The sequence below is a fragment of the Gemmatimonas sp. genome (genome assembly GCF_044344655.1).
GTDB lineage: Bacteria > Gemmatimonadota > Gemmatimonadetes > Gemmatimonadales > Gemmatimonadaceae > Gemmatimonas.
In genome coordinates this window covers 22736-38877 of record NZ_JBIJCN010000013.1, presented here as the reverse complement: position 1 = coordinate 38877, position 16142 = coordinate 22736, and the positions used below count along the sequence as shown (strand labels likewise).

At 68.3% G+C, this 16142-nt stretch carries 13 protein-coding genes; 5 read left to right on the top strand and 8 right to left on the bottom strand.

What is annotated here, in order from left to right; all coding sequences use genetic code 11:
• The first annotated feature begins 26 nt into the window (after positions 1-26).
• Together ACIQ51_RS05705 and ACIQ51_RS05700 are read left to right on the top strand one after the other, a co-directional pair.
• Positions 27-1418, top strand: a complete 1392-nt coding sequence (locus ACIQ51_RS05705) for an amidohydrolase family protein (RefSeq protein WP_396204053.1) — start codon at positions 27-29, stop codon at positions 1416-1418.
• A gap of 240 nt (positions 1419-1658) precedes the next feature.
• A complete protein-coding gene (locus ACIQ51_RS05700; protein WP_396204052.1) occupies positions 1659-2237 on the top strand; it encodes an HNH endonuclease in 579 nt (192 codons plus the stop codon).
• Positions 2238-2239: 2 nt separating this feature from the next.
• On the opposite strand, the gene ACIQ51_RS05695 is transcribed toward ACIQ51_RS05700, so the two are convergent.
• The 6 genes from ACIQ51_RS05695 to ACIQ51_RS05670 are packed head-to-tail and all read right to left on the bottom strand — an operon-like array spanning position 2240 to position 8498.
• The gene (locus ACIQ51_RS05695; RefSeq protein ID WP_396204051.1) at positions 2240-2926 is read right to left on the bottom strand and encodes a hypothetical protein; all 687 of its coding nucleotides are present in this window, start codon (positions 2924-2926) and stop codon (positions 2240-2242) included.
• Positions 2927-2940: 14 nt separating this feature from the next.
• On the bottom strand, positions 2941-4785 hold the full coding sequence (locus ACIQ51_RS05690; protein ID WP_396204050.1) for a hypothetical protein: 1845 nt from the start codon (positions 4783-4785) through the stop codon (positions 2941-2943).
• Positions 4786-4842: 57 nt separating this feature from the next.
• Positions 4843-6243, bottom strand: coding sequence for a sigma-54-dependent transcriptional regulator (locus ACIQ51_RS05685; RefSeq protein WP_396204049.1), 1401 nt, complete (start codon positions 6241-6243; stop codon positions 4843-4845).
• Positions 6244-6265: 22 nt separating this feature from the next.
• On the bottom strand, positions 6266-6775 hold the full coding sequence (locus ACIQ51_RS05680) for a hypothetical protein (protein ID WP_396204048.1): 510 nt from the start codon (positions 6773-6775) through the stop codon (positions 6266-6268).
• Positions 6772-7236: a hypothetical protein gene (locus ACIQ51_RS05675; RefSeq protein ID WP_396204047.1), complete on the bottom strand. Its 465-nt coding sequence runs from the start codon at positions 7234-7236 to the stop codon at positions 6772-6774. The genes ACIQ51_RS05680 and ACIQ51_RS05675 overlap by 4 nt, the downstream gene beginning before the upstream one ends.
• 11 nt (positions 7237-7247) lie before the next feature.
• Positions 7248-8498, bottom strand: a complete 1251-nt coding sequence (locus tag ACIQ51_RS05670; protein WP_396204046.1) for a sensor histidine kinase — start codon at positions 8496-8498, stop codon at positions 7248-7250.
• An 84-nt stretch (positions 8499-8582) separates the two neighbouring features.
• Between ACIQ51_RS05670 and ACIQ51_RS05665 the strand changes: the two genes are divergently transcribed.
• Positions 8583-10193, top strand: coding sequence for a class I adenylate-forming enzyme family protein (locus ACIQ51_RS05665; RefSeq protein WP_396204045.1), 1611 nt, complete (start codon positions 8583-8585; stop codon positions 10191-10193).
• Between the two features lie 6 nt (positions 10194-10199).
• Complete coding sequence (locus tag ACIQ51_RS05660) at positions 10200-12305, top strand: NYN domain-containing protein (protein ID WP_396204044.1); 2106 nt, start codon at positions 10200-10202, stop codon at positions 12303-12305.
• 73 nt (positions 12306-12378) lie between these two features.
• On the opposite strand, the gene ACIQ51_RS05655 is transcribed toward ACIQ51_RS05660, so the two are convergent.
• Together ACIQ51_RS05655 and tdh are read right to left on the bottom strand one after the other, a co-directional pair.
• Entirely contained in the window at positions 12379-13572 is a 1194-nt protein-coding gene (locus ACIQ51_RS05655) for a glycine C-acetyltransferase (protein ID WP_396204043.1), read from the bottom strand.
• A 388-nt stretch (positions 13573-13960) separates the two neighbouring features.
• Positions 13961-14986 carry an L-threonine 3-dehydrogenase gene (tdh, locus tag ACIQ51_RS05650; protein WP_396204042.1) on the bottom strand — a complete coding sequence of 342 codons (1026 nt, stop codon included), beginning with the start codon at positions 14984-14986 and terminating at the stop codon, positions 13961-13963.
• Positions 14987-15778: 792 nt separating this feature from the next.
• Between tdh and ACIQ51_RS05645 the strand changes: the two genes are divergently transcribed.
• Positions 15779-16126 (top strand): hypothetical protein, encoded by a 348-nt coding sequence (locus ACIQ51_RS05645; RefSeq protein WP_396204041.1) that lies wholly within the window; start codon positions 15779-15781, stop codon positions 16124-16126.
• The last annotated feature ends 16 nt before the right edge of the window (positions 16127-16142 follow it).

The following is a 16142-nucleotide window of genomic DNA, read 5'->3' as shown; positions in this document are numbered from 1 at the left end:
CGTCCACCGACCGGCCCGCTCGCCTCGTGCCCCTCCACGCTCCGCGTACGCTGTATACGGCAGACTGGGTGCTGCCCATGAGTGGCGCGCCGATCGAGTACGGTGCGGTGCTGGTGGAGGGCGATCGCATTGTCTGGGTGGGGCGCGCGGTGGACTTCCCGACCGACGCCCCGGTCCACGCAGACGCGTCCCTGCGGACGGAGGCGCTGGGGTGTGCGGCGCTCATGCCCGGGCTCGTGAATGCCCACTCGCATCTCGAGCTCACGGTGATGCGCGGCTTCCTCGAGGGGCTGGAGTTCGGCAGCTGGCTGCGCACACTCACGGTCGTGCGGCGTGACCTGCTCTCGGAGCAGGACCTGCTCGATAGTGCGCGCCTCGGCATCGTGGAGGGGCTGCGGCATGGCATCACCACCTACGCCGATTGTACCGATTCCACCCTGCCAATCGCCGCCATGCGCGAGTTGGGGGTTCGCGGCATCGGCTACGTGGAAGTATTCGGCCCTGATCCGGCGCAGTGCCGCGACTCGCTGGCCGGTCTGCAGGCGCGGGTGACGGCCTGCCGCGCCGAAGACACCGAGCTGGTGACGACCGGCGTCTCGCCGCACGCGCCATACACCGTGTCCGCACCGCTCTTCCGCGCCACGGCCGACTATGCGCGCGCCGAGCAGTTGCCCATGGCGGTGCACGTGGCGGAGAGTGCGGCGGAGACGGCCTTCGTCTGCGACGCGGGAGGGCCGTTTGCCGAGCGCCTGCGTGCCCGCGGCATTGCGGTGGCCGCGCAGGCCCGCTCGCCCATTGCGCTGCTCGAGGAGGCCGGCGTGCTCGCGGCGCACCCGCTCCTCGTGCACGTGATTCGCGCCGATGAGGACGACTTTGCGCGGATCGCCGACCATGGCGCGACGATCGTGCATTGCCCCATCAGCAACGCCAAGCTGGGGCAGGGGATCGCGTCGCTGGACCGCATGCTGGCGCACGGCATTGCCGTGGGGCTCGGCAGCGACTCGGTCGCGAGCAACGATCGAATGCATTTGCTCGACGAAGCGCGTCAGGCCACGCTCTTTCACGCCATTCGTTCCGGCATCCCGGATTCATTGACCGCACACGACGCGCTGTGCCTGGCCACCCGGGGAGGCGCGGCGAGTCTCGGTCTGTTGGGCACGACCGGCACACTCGAGCCGGGAAAGGCGGCCGATCTAGCGGCGTTTCCGCTGGGGGGGGCCGATGCGCAACCGGTCCACGATCCGGCCGTCGCGCTGGTCCACGCGCTCGCCGGGCGGGCGCGGGCCGTGCTGGTCGCGGTGGCGGGGCGGGTGCTGGTGCGGAACGGCGTGGTCCTGTGCGACGACCCGCTCTGGCACGAACGAATCGGTGTGACCGGCGCCCGCTTGAGGGAGTGGCGGCGACGAGGTCACTCATGATATGCTTCGATATGCGCACCCGTGATGAGTTGGCCGTCTTCAGGAGTTGCAGATCCCGCAGGGTGAGCGGGCGGCCTGCCGTCGTCTCCAGGACCCAGCGCATGTGACGTCGACAACTTCCCCGCTGCATGCAGACCGACCTCGCGTCGGCGCATCAGCGGGGATTTTGTTTGCCGTCAGGGGTAGCACGAACGTACCACGGTCCCGTTTGGTCTTTCACGATTCAGCGGAGGGTAGGGCGTGATTGCCGGATGTCTCGCACTGAATGCGTCGTACGAACCCCTTACCATGGTGCCGCTGCGGCGCGCCCTGCGTCTGGTCATCGACGGCAAGGCGGAGATCGTCGAGGCCGATCGGCACGCGCCGGTGCGCTCCGAGCGCCAGGCGTTTCCGCGGCCGGCGGTGATCCGCCTGACGCGCTATGTGCATGTGCCGCGGCGCTTCCGGCGCCAGGTGACCAACACCTTCCTGTTCGCGCGCGACGACTATCAGTGCCAGTACTGCGGGCGCAAGGCGAATGAGCTCAAGCCGCGTGAGTCGCTCACGCGCGATCACCTCATTCCCATGTCGCGCGGGGGCACCAACGAATGGTCCAATGTGGTGACGGCCTGCAGCTCGTGCAACACGCGCAAAGCGAACCGCATGCCCAGCGAAATCGGGATGCAACCGCTGCATGCACCCGTGGAACCGCACTTCGTGCACCTCTCGTGGGCGGTGCGCCGCCTCACCCCCATCCAAGCGCAGTACATCCGCACGTTCTACGGTGAGGACACGCTGCGGGAGCTGGAGAAGATCGAGAGTAGTGGCGTCAAGAACTGACGCTAGAACACCATCGTCCCACTCCGCGCCTCGAGCTGCCGCACTTCCCCTCCCAGGATTCTCGACGCGAGCGTGCGGACGCCGCGGGTGAGGGCACTGGCGGGACTGCGCTTGCCACGCACGGCGGGTTGCGCTTCGCCACGGAGCCAGCGCGCCACTTCATCCAGATCGCTCACCTCGAGCGTCTGCAGCTCGGCCTGCACCAGCACGTACCCCTTCTGGCCGCGACGCGGGGTGGGCAACACGGGGAGGAATGGCAATTCGCTCGCCGCCCGTGCATCGGCGAAGCGCAGGTAGCTCCCGAGCGGCGTCACGCGGTCCCCCACGAGGCGCGCCACGTCGTAGCTCTTCTCGAGCACGTTGTACTGCACGATCACGTCCCACTCGGCACGGCCACGAATGTCGTCGAAGTAGCGGCCCACCGTCCAGAGCTCGGCGCGCACATGCAGGCGCGCCGGGAAGCCGTTGCGCAGCAGCTCGTCGAATTCGCGCTCCAGCAGCACGTTGCGCACGGCCACCAACGGCGGGTACGACTGCGCGGTCACGCGGATATCGATTTCCGGTCGCGCCGACGCCGGTGTTTGTGGCTGCGTTTGCGTCTGCACCGGCGTCTGTGCCCAGGCGACGCGGCCGCCGCTCATGATGAGCGGCAGCGCGATGCACCAGGCGATCAGACGGCGGCGTGGCATGGCGGGACGCCGGGTCAGAAGCGACGGCCGAGGCGCACGTAGACGTTGGGCTTGAGCCCGCGTTGCGAGACGGCCTGTGCCACGTACACGCCGAAGTCACCGAAGTCGAAGCCCCCGCCGATGTCGGTGCGCCACGTATTGAGGTCGGGGACGCGGTTGCGCCCGAACCGCAGCGGATCTGCGGATATCACTTCGGCGGACCGCGGGCCTGTAAAGCGCGGCGGATGTTCCATCAGCCAGCCACGACCGGAATTGGCGAACACCACCCACGTGCCGTCGGCGTTGTCGCGGCCGAGCCGCCAGCGACGATCATCATCGCCGTCGTCGTTGCCGAAAAGATTGATGCGGAAATCGCCCTTCCACTCCACCTGCAGCAGCGCCATGCGTTCGCACTGGGCGGGGCGGCCCAGCGCCACGTATGCGGCGGCGTCGCCCGTGGCGCACGTCCCCACATCGTTGGCCGCGAGTGACCGCCGGAAATCGAACCCCGGAAGCGCATCGATGCCGCTCACGGCGAGACGCCGCTGCGCGGGCAACGGATCCCCGTGGACCCAGCCGCCAGTCACCACGCGGAAGTTGAGCTGGGCGTTGGGGCCGAGGCGGTTGTAGCGGCGCAGGTCGAAGAGCGCGCGGCCATACGCCAGCGAAAGCTCCGCGAGGCTGTTGGTGGTCACGGGCACGGGGCGGGCGCCGAGGGTCAGGGAGCCCGTGGGGGAGAACTCGTTACTGCTGCCCCGCTCGTACTCACCGCGCAGATACCACCCCGAACGCGGATGCTTCACGTTGGTGCGCGTATCAAAGGTGCCGCTCAGCGTGAACAGGCGCACAACCCCTTCATCGCCCAGCGGGTTGTTGCGCAGTGTGATGTCGTCGTTGAGGCGCCACACATCGCGCGCACGGCGGGCATTCCACCGTTCCTCGCCGAAGGAAGCGCGCAGTTCACTGCCGCGCCCTGCGAAGAGTGACACGTATCCCATCGCCCCGTGCCGCTCCCAGTAGTCGCGGTAATCACGCGAGAACAGGAAGGTGTTGAGCCCCACTTCGGCGTCGGTCAGCTGCCACTTCTCCACCGCGTCCACTTCGTCGAAGTGGCGGGCACCCACCACAACGCCCCGGCTGTTGCCATGGCGGACTTCGATGAGGGCACGATGCCCAAGGTTCTCGTCGCGCCACGTGAGCCCGTCGCCGGTCCGGAAGATGCCGAACAGCTCGGTGTAGACGCGCGTGTCGCCGCTGCGGGCGCGAAAGCGCGGGCCGATGAAGATCGGCAGCCCTTCCACCCGGTTGTAGGTATGGGCCGTGGTCACGAAGAGCTGGCTCAGTGAATTCCCCCTGTCGTCGTCGCGCACCCACTGGGCGAAGCGCGTGCGGAGGTCCGTCTCGGCAACGAGCGTATCGCTCTCCTCGCGGTAGTGGTAGCGCGCACTCCAGACGCGGATCTCGCCAATCACGACCGGACGATCGGGCGCTTCGAGTGTGCCACCCAGGACAGTGAGGTTGCGCTCCACGCGGGCGCCGTCTGCGAGGAAGGCGTCACCATTGAGTACGACCACCTCGCCGTTGACCACGCCGGCCAGTCGTACGTTGCCGTTCAGGACGGCGAGGTCACCCTTGACGGTGTCGGTGGCGGCGAGCGCAAAATCTCCGCGCACGCGCCGCGTGCCGGCGGCATTGAAGAGGCGCGTGACGTCGAGCGAGACCTCGCGAGGCACACCGCCCACGCGGCGGTTCTGGTCGCGTTGTGCGCCGGCTTCCTGCACGGGTCCCGCCGCGAGCATGGCCAGCCCGATCGCTGCCATGGCGCGCCGCGCCGCTGTGCCGAGTGTCACATGACCGCGCGCGGTCATGGGTGCCTTCATCTGGAGACTCCTGCTGAAGTTCGCGCCCCGGGAGGGCAGGTCACGTCACACGCGTAGTCACCCGTCACCATTCGCGGCCAGTCCGAGCCGGCGCATGCGGCGGTAGAGGTTGGGGCGGTCGGTCTGCAGGCGGCGAGCCGCCTCCGCCACGTTGCCGTCGCTCAGGGCCAGCGCCGCCGCGATGAGGCGCCGCTCGTAGGCATCGAGCGCATCGCTGAGCGGTCGCGCGTCGCCGGGATCGGCGGTGCCGTGGCTCCCGGTCTCGGGGGTGACGGATGGCAACCCCCCAAGGGTGGCGGCGGGGAGGACCTGCAGCACCTCGACGCGCGTGACTTCACTGCCGGCGTGCAGGATGGCCAGCCGCTCCACGACATTGGCGAGTTCCCGGACATTGCCGGGCCAGCGATAGAGGGCGAGGGCTGCGAGCGCATCGGCGTGCCACGACACGAGCGGTCGTCCCGTGCGTGAGCGGTGACGCGCCGAAAAGTGCCGCACGAGTGCCGGCAGATCACCGGGGCGATCACGCAGTGGAGGCAGCTGCATGGGAATCACGTTGAGCCGGAAGAACAGATCTTCGCGGAACGACCCGTCGGCTACGGCCTTGGTGAGATCCTTGTTGGTGGCCGCGAGGATGCGCACGTCGATCTTGATTGGTTTGCCCCCGCCGACCCGTTCGATCTCGCGCGCCTCGATGGCGCGCAGCAGCTTGGCCTGCGCCTCGGCGCCAAGGTCGCCGACTTCGTCGAGGAGGAGCGTGCCGGTATGCGCGAGTTCGAAGCGCCCGAGTCGGCGATCGGTGGCGCCGGTGAATGCCCCGCGCTCGTGCCCAAACATCTCGCTCTCCACGAGATCGCGCGGAATGGCGGCGCAGTTCACGCGCACGAATGGCTTGTCGCGGCGCGGACTGGCCTCGTGTAGCGCGGCGGCCACGAGTTCCTTGCCGGTGCCCGATTCGCCGGTGATGAGCACGCGCGCGTCGCTGGGGCCCACGCGGGCGATGAGCGCGCGCACGTCGCGCAGGACGGGCGAGTCGCCCACCATTTCACCGGAGATGCCGAGGTCTTCGCGCAGCGTGGCGGCGGTGCGGCGTGCCTGGCGTAGCTCGAACGCCGACGCGAGCGCCAGCAACACCCCTTCGGGGGTGAGCGGCTTTTCGAGAAAGGTGAAGGCGCCGAGCTTGGTGGCGCGCACGGCATCGGTGAGTGCGGCGCGGCCGCTCATCATCACCACCGGGACGTCGGGGCGGCGCTCGCGCAGCTTTTCGAGCAGCCCGAGGCCATCGAGGTCACCGGGCATCATGAGGTCCACGAGCGCCACGTCGGGTTCGATCGTTTCGGCGAGCGCCAGGCCGGTCCTGCCGTCAGCAGCATCGCGCACGTCGTAGCCTTCGGCGCTGAGCAGCGCGCCGACCATGCGGCGGATGTTGGGTTCGTCGTCGACGATGAGGACGCTGGGCATGGCGCGGTTGGCTCGGTGACGGCTAGTGCTGCTGCACGTTCACGGGCACGCGGTCGGCGCGCTCGGCGAGCAGTTTCGTGGTGAAGCGCTGTGCCTCGGAGAGCTTCTCGACCTCGATGGCGACGGTGTCGATATTGCGCTCCATCGCGGCGAAGCGGTCCTCGACCTGCTGCCCGAGCGCGTTGGTGCTGCGGCCGATCTGCGCCCTGCGATCGATCCAGCGGGCAATGGCACGCGCAATGGGCCACCCTACCACGAGGAAGAAGATCGAGGCGGCCACGGCCTGCGCCACGTCGACGGCGCCACTCGGCACCACCCGATCCCATGGGATCTGCTTGGTGGTGCCATCCTGCGTGATGATCAGATTGCCGTCGCGGAAGTCGATCGTGACCGGTTGGCCGTTGTCTGTGGTGAAGACAATCGGCGCATTGCCTCCCGCGCGCGCCGGCCCCACGGCCCGCTCTGCGTCCTGCATGGCGGTCTCGATGATGCGGTCGGCGTTGGTACGCGCCTGCTCGGCGTTCTGGCTCATCGTACCTGCTCCATCTCCGCCGGCGCACGGTCGGCCAGCAGCTTGGTGGTGAACCGCTGTCCCTCGCTGATGCGCTCCACTTCCACCGCGACCGTTTCGATGGCCTGCTCGATGGCGGCGAGGCGCTGTTCGATCTGTGCGTTCTGCTGCACCTCGTATCGGCGCTCGAACCGGCGGGCCCACGCCTTCACGAGGGGTGTGCCGAGCGACATCACGGTGACGGCGCCGAAGATGATGCCCATCATGTCGACGAGGCCGTCGGGGAGCTGCTTGCGGCGCACGGGGGCTGGGATCGGCGGCGGCACCAGCGTGGCCGTTGCGCCCTGTGCCGTCGACGTGATCACGTCGCCGGCCTCCGAGAGCTCGATGCGCTGCTCGGTACCATCGCTCTTCCGGATCAGGATCGACTTGCCTCCGTCGGCCCGCGGCTGGATCTGCATGGTCGCTTCTTGCTGCTGCATCGTCTCTCCCGTCATGCCGTGACCGGCAGTCGTAATGTCATCGTGGTGCCGCGTCCGACGTTGCTTTGCACCTCGATCGTGCCCCGATGCGCCTGCAGCGTCTGCAGGGCGATCGCGAGTCCCAAGCCGGTCCCGCCCGGCTTGGTGGTCACGTAGGGATCGAAGATGTGCTCGAGCGCGTCGGGGGCGATGCCACACCCGCTATCCCGTACGGCGATGACCACCTGGTTGGTGTCAGCATCGGGCGGGGAATTTTCCGGGGTCCCCACGGTGACCGCGATCGTCCCCCCGGTTGGCGTCGCGTCGACGGCGTTGAGGAGCACGTTGGTGACCGCCCGCACGAGCGGTTCGTGGTAGCCGGTCACCAGCGGCAGCCCTGGTTGGCAGCGGAGCTCGAGGGTCAGCCGTTCGGGGACGGTATGGCGGGCCACCCGCGTTACGAGCTCCGCCACATCGATCTCGGCGGCGGGACCATCGGGCAGACGGCCGAACTGGGCAAAGCTCTTGGCCATCGTTTCGAGGCGGGCGGCCTCCTCGGCCAGGACTTCGACGGTATCGCGGAGCTCCTCGGGGGCGGAGCGTCGCAGGCGGTCGACCGCGAAGCGGATGGGGGTGAGCGGGTTCTTGAGCTCGTGGGCGAAGCGGCGGGCGGACTCGCGGAACGCTTCGGCGCGTTCGGCCTCGAGGGCCTGCTGACGCCCGCTTTCGAGTTCGGCGGCCATGGTGCGCATGCCGGTGCGCAGCACCTCGAACTCGGGGGCGCCGCGCCGCTGCGCGTGGGCCGGAATGGGGCGGCCCAGGCGGATGAGCCCCGTCCATCCCACCAGTTCGTCGAGGGGCCGGCTCAGCTGGCGACTGAGGTGGCCGGCCACCCGGGAGGCGCCGAGGGCGACCAGCGCGACCACCAGCAGGGCGCCGATGAGGACGAGGCGCATGGAGCGGCCGGTCACGAAGTCGAAGCGCCGGGCCAGCTGCACCGACTCGCGGAGCTCCGCCTGGTGCCGCGACAGTGCGGATGCCTGCTCCGGCGTGAGCGGGGCGGTCCCCACGATGCGCACCGTCTGTTCTCCGCTCTCGGCGATCCGCTCCCACGCCGACCGGGCGGAGAACAGCGACAGCGTCCGGGCGGCGACGCCGGTCCAGAGGAGCGTGACCGTCACGGTGGGAATGACGGCGAAGAGCAACAGCATGGCAAACAGGCGCGTGCGGAATGGCGCGCGCGATCCGGTTTTCCCCACCGTCAGCTTCCGCATCTCGTTCATATTCGGTAATTTACGTGGCTATACCGAATCCCGGACCCGTTTTCACGGAGTGAGATGGCATTGCCGGTGGCAGCCTCGTGGTCCTTGGCTCCCCTGGTCGAACAGCGCGCGCACGACGATCCCAATTGTGTGCTCGCGACCGACGGCGAGAAAACATGGACGTTCAAGCAGGTGGATGCCAACGCGTCCGCCCTGGCTGCTGCCTTCTCTGAACTGGGGTTGGGTGCTGGCGATCGTCTCGCCGTGAATCTGCCGAACGGCGTCGAGTGGATCATCGCCACACTGGCCGCGGCCAAGCTGGGCGCCGTGCTGGTGCCGGTGAGTCCGCAGTTGGGCGTGCACGATCTGCGCTATCAACTGCGCCATGCGGAAGTGAGTGCCGTGGTCACCATCGAGCGATGGAACGGCGTGGACTTTCTGCAGCGCTTCGAGGAGTTGCTGGGGGACCTGCCCGACCTGCAGTACGTGGTGACGGTGGGAGAGGAGGACCTCTGGTACGACGACCGGATCTTCGCCTTCGAGGATCTGGTGTCGAGCGGGGCGGCCAAGGCGGCCCCGCGCCCCGATGTCTCCAACGACGACGGCGATCTGGCTGTCGTCTATACGTCGGGAACGATGGGCAAACCGAAAGGGGTGCAACTGTCGCACCGTGCCCTCGTCGAGAACGCCGTCCGCACCTCGCAGCTCCTCGCATTGTCTTCCGAGGACCGAGTGCTGACGGCGATTCCGTTTTCGGCCGTGTTTGGCTTCAGCGCGATGCTGGGGGCCATGGCCACGGGGGCCACGCTCGTGCTGCAGCCCACCTTCGACGCGGCGGGTGCGCTCGCACTGATCGCCGACGCGAAGGTCACGGTGCTGCACGGCGTGCCCACGCAGTACCACCTCCTCATGCGTGAGGAGGCGTTTCACCCGTCACGCCTGTCATCGCTGCGCACCGGATTGCTGTCCGGCAGTGCGGTGAGCGAGGCGCTCGTACGCAAGGTACGTCGCTGGTGCGACGTGCTGGTGGCGTACGGGCTCACCGAGACCGGCGGCGTGGTGACCATGACCCGCTTCACCGATGGAGACGTGACCCGCCGCGAGACGGTCGGTGCCGCGTTGCCCGGGGTGGAGGTGATGGCCATGGACATCATGACGGGCCAGCTGCACGGACCCGAGGCGGTCGGCGAGATCGCCGTCCGCGGGTCCAACCTCATGCGGGGCTATCTCCGCATGCCGGCCGAGACTGCCAAGGTCCACTCGCCGGACGGCTTCTTCCTCACCGGTGATCTTGGGATCATCGACGAGGACGGCACCGTGAGGATTCTCGGACGTCGCCAGGAAACGATCACGCGCGGGGGCACCCAGCTCTATCCGCGCGAACTCGAAGATCGCCTGCGCGCACATCCAGCCGTGGACGATGTCTGCGTGATCGGCGTTCCCCATGATGTGCTGGGGGAACTGGTCTGCGCGTGCATCGTGGCAGTGGAAGGGGCCGTCATCACGGGCGACGAAATCAAGCGTTTCGCCCGGGACATGATGTCGGCCGACAAGGTCCCCGACCTCGTCCGCTTCCTCGACGCGTTCCCCATGACGGGGAGCGGCAAGGTGCGTCGGCGAGAACTCGCGCGTGCGATCGCGCTGAGTGCGAACTCCATGAGCGCCATGGCGCTCCACGCGAACGCGCTCGATCACCCAGTTTCGTATCCAGGCTAGTTCAGCATGAGTCGTAATCCATCCCGGTCGGGCAATGCCCCGACCCGTTCCATCGCGCCGTTTCATCGCGGCCCCGCCTCCGTGGCGCCGATCGCGCCGGTGGCCCAGCCCAACGTCACCCCGCCGGCGCACGCGCCGAACGCGGCGCTGCTCATCGACTTCGACAACGTCACGATGGGCATCCGTTCCGACCTGCAGGAGGAGCTGAAGAATCTCCTCTCGTCGGACATCATCAAGGGGAAGGTTGCGGTGCGCCGCGCCTACGCGGACTGGCGCCGCTATCCGCAGTACATCGTGCCGCTCACCGAAGCGAGCATCGACCTCATTTTCGCGCCGGCCTACGGGTCGTCGAAAAAGAACGCCACCGACATCCGCCTCGCGATCGACGCGCTCGAACTCGTGTTCACGCGCCCCGAGATCGGGACGTTCGTGCTGCTCAGCGGCGACTCCGACTTCTCGAGCATGGTCATCAAGCTCAAGGAGTACGGCAAGTACGTGATCGGCGTCGGTATCCGCGAGTCATCGAGCGACCTGCTGGTGATGAACTGCGACGAGTACTACTCGTACAATGCGCTCGCGGGGTTGGTGCGCAGCGGCGAAGACGAGTCCACCCGCTGGGATCCGTGGGCGCTTGTCACCGAAGCGGTTGGGCGCATGAAGCGCAACGGCGACGTGATGCGCTCCGACCGCCTCAAGCAGGTGATGCAGGAGATCGACGCGTCGTTCGACGAGAAGAACCTCGGCCACCCGAAGTTCTCGCGGTTCGTGCAGGAAGCCCAGCAGCGCGGATTGCTCACGGTCACGAAGCTCGAGAGCGGACAGCTCGAGATCGACGTGCCGGAAGGTGGCCTGCCGCCGGTGACCCCGCCTGCCGCGGCCGAGGTGCCCGCCGACGGCGAGTCGCGTGAAACCCGTGAGGCGCGAGAAGATCGCGATCGTCGTGGCCGTCGTGGCCGTCGCGGCCGTGGACGTGATCGTTTCGACCGCGACCGGGAGCCGCGTGAGGGCGATGCCGCCGCGATGGATGGCGCCGAGCCGGCCGCTCCGGGCGACGCGGTCGACGCGGCGCTCGAGGTGACGGCGGAGATCCCCACGCCCGTGTTCGACGCGACGGGTGCGGTGATCGAGCCGGAAGGAATCCGTCCGCTGCCGGGCGAGGAAGGCACACGTGAGGAGCGCGACGATCGCGGCCGTCGTCGTGGCCGCGGTCGTGGGCGTGACCGCTTCCGCGATCGCCGTGAAGGGGAGCGCGCGGGTGCCGAGGGGGATGCCCCGGCGGTGGCGTTGCGTCGCGAGGAGGCGCGCCCCGACGTGGCGCCGGCGTTCCAGAGCACCGAGGTGTCGGACGAGATCGGCCGCAGCGGCGAGCGGCTCACGCGCGGCGATGCCTTCGACCTCGTGCGGCGTGCGGTCGAGGCGCTGGTGGAAGGCGACGCCTGCACAACGGCGAGCGCCACACGTCAGCGTGCGTTCGAGCTGCTGGGTCGCGACAGCGAGTCGCTGGCGTCGCGCATGTTCGAGCGCATTCTCCAGGATGCGCACGACGCGAACATGATCGACCTGCGCCGTCGCGGGAACGACTGGGAAGTAGCGCGCGCGGCGGATGCGGCGAGCATCGTGGAGCAGCTCAAGACGGTCGATGAGGCGCAGAAGGCCGAAGCGAAGGCGGCCGCCGCTCTGCTTCCCGCTGCGCCGCGCGGCATGGGCGCGCGTGGTATCGGCGGTCGTGGCAAGGGGCCAGGCGCACCGCCGCCGGGTCTCCTGATGGTGGGTGTTGTGGGTGCGGCTAAGCCGGCGGCGCCGGTCGCGGCGCCGGTCGCGGCCGAGGTGCGGGACACGGCCGCCCCGGCGGCGAAGACGGGCGCCAAGGCCCCGGCGAAGAAGGCCGCGCCGGCGGTCAAGAAGACGGCGCCGGCGGCCAAGAAGGCCGCGCCGGCGGCGAAGAAGGCCGCGGTCAAGGCGCCGGCCAAGAAGGCCGCTGCCCCGGCCAAGAAGGCCGCTGCCCCGGCCAAGAAGGCCGCTGCCCCGGCCAAGAAGGCCCCTGCACCAGCCAAGAAGGCGGCTGCGCCGGCCAAGAAGGCGCCGGCGAAGAAGGCAGCCAAGAAGCGCTGAGCCAGAGATCGGCGTGAGAAGGGGAGGCCAGAGTGCTCTGGCCTCCCCTTTTCATTTCCCGCAGGGCGGGTCCTCAGAGCAATCCGGCCACCTTGCCCGCGTCCTTGAACGCCGCCACCACGGCGTCGAGGTCGTCCTTGGTGTGGGCGGCGCTCACCTGACAGCGCACGCGCGCCTCGCCCTTGGGGACCACGGGGAAGCCGAAGCCGGTCACGAACACGCCGCGCTCGAGCAGCAGGTCGCTCATGCGGATGGCCAGCGCCGTTTCTCCCACGATGATGGGGACGATGGGTGTTTCGCCGGGGAGCGGCTTGAAGCCGGCCTCCTGGATGGCGCCGCGGAAGTAGCGGGCGTTTTCGTGGAGGCGCGTGACCAGCTCCGGATGGGCCTCGGTGTACTGCACGGCGGCGAGCGCGCTCGCCGCCACGGTGGGCGGCAGCGCGTTGGAGAAGAGCTGGGGCCGCGAGCGCTGTGTCATGATGTCGCACAGCGATGCGGGCCCCGCGATGAAGCCACCGGCCGCCCCGCCGAGCGCCTTGCCGAGGGTGGAGGTGATGATGTCCACCTCACCGAGCACGCCGAAGTGTTCAGCGGTACCGCGTCCCGTCGTGCCAAGCACGCCCGTGGCGTGCGAATCGTCCATGACGACGATCGCACCTTCGTCGCGGGCGATCTGCAGAATGTCGGGGAGCTTGGCGATGGCGCCTTCCATGGAAAACACGCCGTCGGTCCAGATGATCTTGCGCGGCGCACTCTTGTTGGCGCGGAGCTTCTCGCGTAGGTCGTCCATGTCGGCGTGCTTGTAGACCGCCGTCGTGCATTTGGTGATGGCCTTGGCGAGGCGCACGGAGTCGATGATCGACGCGTGGTTGAGGGCGTCGGAGATGACGAAGTCGCCTTCGCGCGCAATGGTGGGGGTGAGGGCCTCGTTGGCGTTCCACGCCGACACGTAGCTCATGCTGGCTTCGGTGCCGACAAACCGCGCGAGGGCAGCCTCCAGCTCGCGGTGCACGGTGAAGGTGCCGCAGATGAAGCGCACGCTGGCGGTGCCGGCACCGAACGTGTGGAGGGCATCCACGCCGGCCTGCACCACACTCGGCTCGTTGGCGAGCCCGAGATAGTTGTTGGACGAGAGCACGATGACTTCGCCGCGCCCCTCCATGTGCACGCGCGCACCCTGCGGCCCCTCGATGTGGTTGAGGCGCTTGTAGGTCCCGGCCTCTTTGAGCGCGTCGAGTTCCTGCTGGAGTTCGGTGGAGAGCGACATGGGTCGTGGTCTTGGTCGTAGTCGTGGTACGGCAAAAACGGTCGTGGTACAGCCACTACGGTCTGCGCACTGCAACGACGGTCGGGGTCTTCCCACCGTCGGAGTCGCTGCTCGGGTCGGGGTCGCCCACGGTCGAGGTGAGGTCGAGGGGCGGCGCTGCGCTGGCCGGTCGTCGTCGAAGTCGTCGTCGTGGTCTGCGTTTGAGCCCAGACCTTTAGCGCCACCCCCGACCCCGACCCCGACTACGACGCGCCAGCAAAGCGCCGCGCCACCCCGAGCAGCGACTCCGACCGTCGGACGACTCCGACCGTTGTTGCAGTGCTCAGACCGTGGTGGCAGTGCCAAGGCCGTGGTGGCAGTGCCGCGACCCCGACCCCGACCCCGATCCTCAGGCGATCGAGAAAATGATCTTCCCCGCCTCTCCCGACTTGATCAGGTGCATCGCTTCGTCCACCGCTTCGAGCGGCAGCCGATGCGTAATGACCGGGGTCGGATCGAACATCCCCGACCGCACGAAGCGCGACATTTGATGCCACGTGTCGTACATGCGCCGTCCCACTACGCCGTAGATCGTGAGTCCCTTGAAGATGATCTCGGTCGCGAAGTCGATGTCGATCGTGCGGGAGGGAATGCCGAGCATGTTCACCCGTCCCGCTGGGCGCGCCAGCGCGAATGCCTGATGCACCGCGCTGGGTACGCCGCTCATCTCGAGCACGACGTCGGCGCCGTGGCCGTCGCTGGCGGCCATCACGGCCGCGCGCGCCTCGTCCGGGTGGACGGCCGAGTGGGCGCCCATCGTACGCGCGAGCGCGAGCCGCTTCGGGTTCACGTCGGTGGCGATGATGTGCGCCGCGCCCGCTGCCTTGCAGATCCCCACGGCAAAGGCGCCGATCGGGCCGCAGCCGGTGATCAGCACGACACTGCCCGGGATGTCGGCGGTGAGGGCGGTGTGGAAGGCGTTGCCCATCGGGTCGTGGATGCCGCCGATGTCGTAGCTGATCGCCGGGTCGAGGTGCCACACGTTGGAGGCGGGCATGGCGATGTACTCGGCGAAGCAGCCGTCGCGGTCCACGCCGATGATCTTGGTGGACGGGTCCACGTGGGCGTTGCCAGTGCGGCTGAAGAGCGAGCGGTCGTCGACGATGTGCCCCTCGGCGGTGACGCGGTCGCCGACCGCCACGCTCTGCACGAGCTGGCCCACGGCGACGACGTCACCGGCGAACTCGTGCCCGCAGATGAACGGTGGCTTGCAGCGACCCGAGGCCCAGGCGTCCCATTCGTAGATGTGGACGTCGGTGCCGCACACGCCGGCGCTGCGTACGCGAATGAGCACTTCATCGTCGCGGATGGTCGGTTCCGGGACTTCCGTGAGCGTGAGGCCGCGGTCCGCGGACTGCTTCACGAGCGCTTTCATGGGACTCCGAAGAAAAATCCGGCGCCGCGGCGGTCTTGCCGTGTGGCGAGTAGCGGCGGCCGCCGGAGGAAAGACAATGGGCGGAACGACAAAACTCGCATGGTGTCGAGGGCGGTGGAAGGTGATCGCGCGGCCGATCTGCGCGGGCAATCGGCGCCCCCGATCGCCCGCGCCGACGCGGGACGAACCGGGCCTCCGGTGATGTAGTCGCGCGCGTTCTTTATACGCACTATTGCGCGTTTGAATTATCCACGCGTATATTCGCGGTAATTCAACGACTTGCGCGCGCTTTCCACATCCGACTTTCTGGGTCGACGCAGTTCACATCGATTCGGGACGCGCAGTCCTCATCGGCAACGCGTGGCGATAAAACGGCACGAGTTCCACCCGCAGTCTGACGTCGCCTCGGCGACCCCCTCGTTTGAGGCCAGCCCCGGTTCGGTGGCGGCTTCCGCTTCGCCGTCGTTGATCGCGCCCTTGCGCGGACCGACGGCTCGCTCCGCTGTCGCCACGGCACAGCGTCCGAGCGTCCCCGCCCCGGTGGCTGCTGTCGCGGCGGGTGCCACGTCTTCCCACGTCCAGATTTGCGTGATTGCTGCCGACGTCCGGGCAGTGACACGGTTGGCCTGCCTTGCAACGCCGCGTTTCGCGGTTGTGCAAGCACCCCACTACGCGTGCCTCCTGGAGGCCGCGTAGTACAACGCGACGCGGTGCATGCGCCGCCCGTGTTGTGCGCTCACCTTTCCACCGGGGGAAAGTGAGCATTCCACCTCTCGTGAGAGGGTTGTTCAAATGGCTCCTGCCAAGAAGGCCGCCAAGAAGGCGGCGAAGAAGGGTGCGAAGAAGGTTGCGAAGAAGTCCGCGCGTAAGCCGGTGAAGAAGGCGGCCAAGAAGGCCGCGAAGAAGGGCGCGAAGAAGGTTGCCAAGAAGGCGGCCAAGAAGGGCGCGAAGAAGGTCGTGAAGAAGGCCGTGAAGAAGGCTGCCAAGAAGGGCGCCAAGAAGACGGCCAAGAAGACCGCCAAGAAGACCGTGAAGAAGGCCGCGAAGAAGACGGCCAAGAAGACGGCCAAGAAGGCGGCCCGCAAGCCGGCCAAGCGCGCCAAGAAGGCGCCGGCTGCTCCGGCTCCGGCCGCGGCGTAATTCGCCTTCAGGCGAC

Bases quoted from the DNA above. Each gene is read 5' to 3' on its own strand.
- ACIQ51_RS05645 (WP_396204041.1), top strand. From the start codon at position 15,779: ATGGCTCCTGCCAAGAAGGCCGCCAAGAAGGCGGCGAAGAAGGGTGCG.
- ACIQ51_RS05670 (WP_396204046.1), bottom strand. From the start codon at position 8,498: ATGAACGAGATGCGGAAGCTGACGGTGGGGAAAACCGGATCGCGCGCG.
- ACIQ51_RS05685 (WP_396204049.1), bottom strand. From the start codon at position 6,243: ATGCCCAGCGTCCTCATCGTCGACGACGAACCCAACATCCGCCGCATG.
- ACIQ51_RS05690 (WP_396204050.1), bottom strand. From the start codon at position 4,785: ATGAAGGCACCCATGACCGCGCGCGGTCATGTGACACTCGGCACAGCG.
- ACIQ51_RS05675 (WP_396204047.1), bottom strand. From the start codon at position 7,236: ATGCAGCAGCAAGAAGCGACCATGCAGATCCAGCCGCGGGCCGACGGA.
- ACIQ51_RS05680 (WP_396204048.1), bottom strand. From the start codon at position 6,775: ATGAGCCAGAACGCCGAGCAGGCGCGTACCAACGCCGACCGCATCATC.
- ACIQ51_RS05695 (WP_396204051.1), bottom strand. From the start codon at position 2,926: ATGCCACGCCGCCGTCTGATCGCCTGGTGCATCGCGCTGCCGCTCATC.
- tdh (WP_396204042.1), bottom strand. From the start codon at position 14,986: ATGAAAGCGCTCGTGAAGCAGTCCGCGGACCGCGGCCTCACGCTCACG.
- ACIQ51_RS05660 (WP_396204044.1), top strand. From the start codon at position 10,200: ATGAGTCGTAATCCATCCCGGTCGGGCAATGCCCCGACCCGTTCCATC.
- ACIQ51_RS05655 (WP_396204043.1), bottom strand. From the start codon at position 13,572: ATGTCGCTCTCCACCGAACTCCAGCAGGAACTCGACGCGCTCAAAGAG.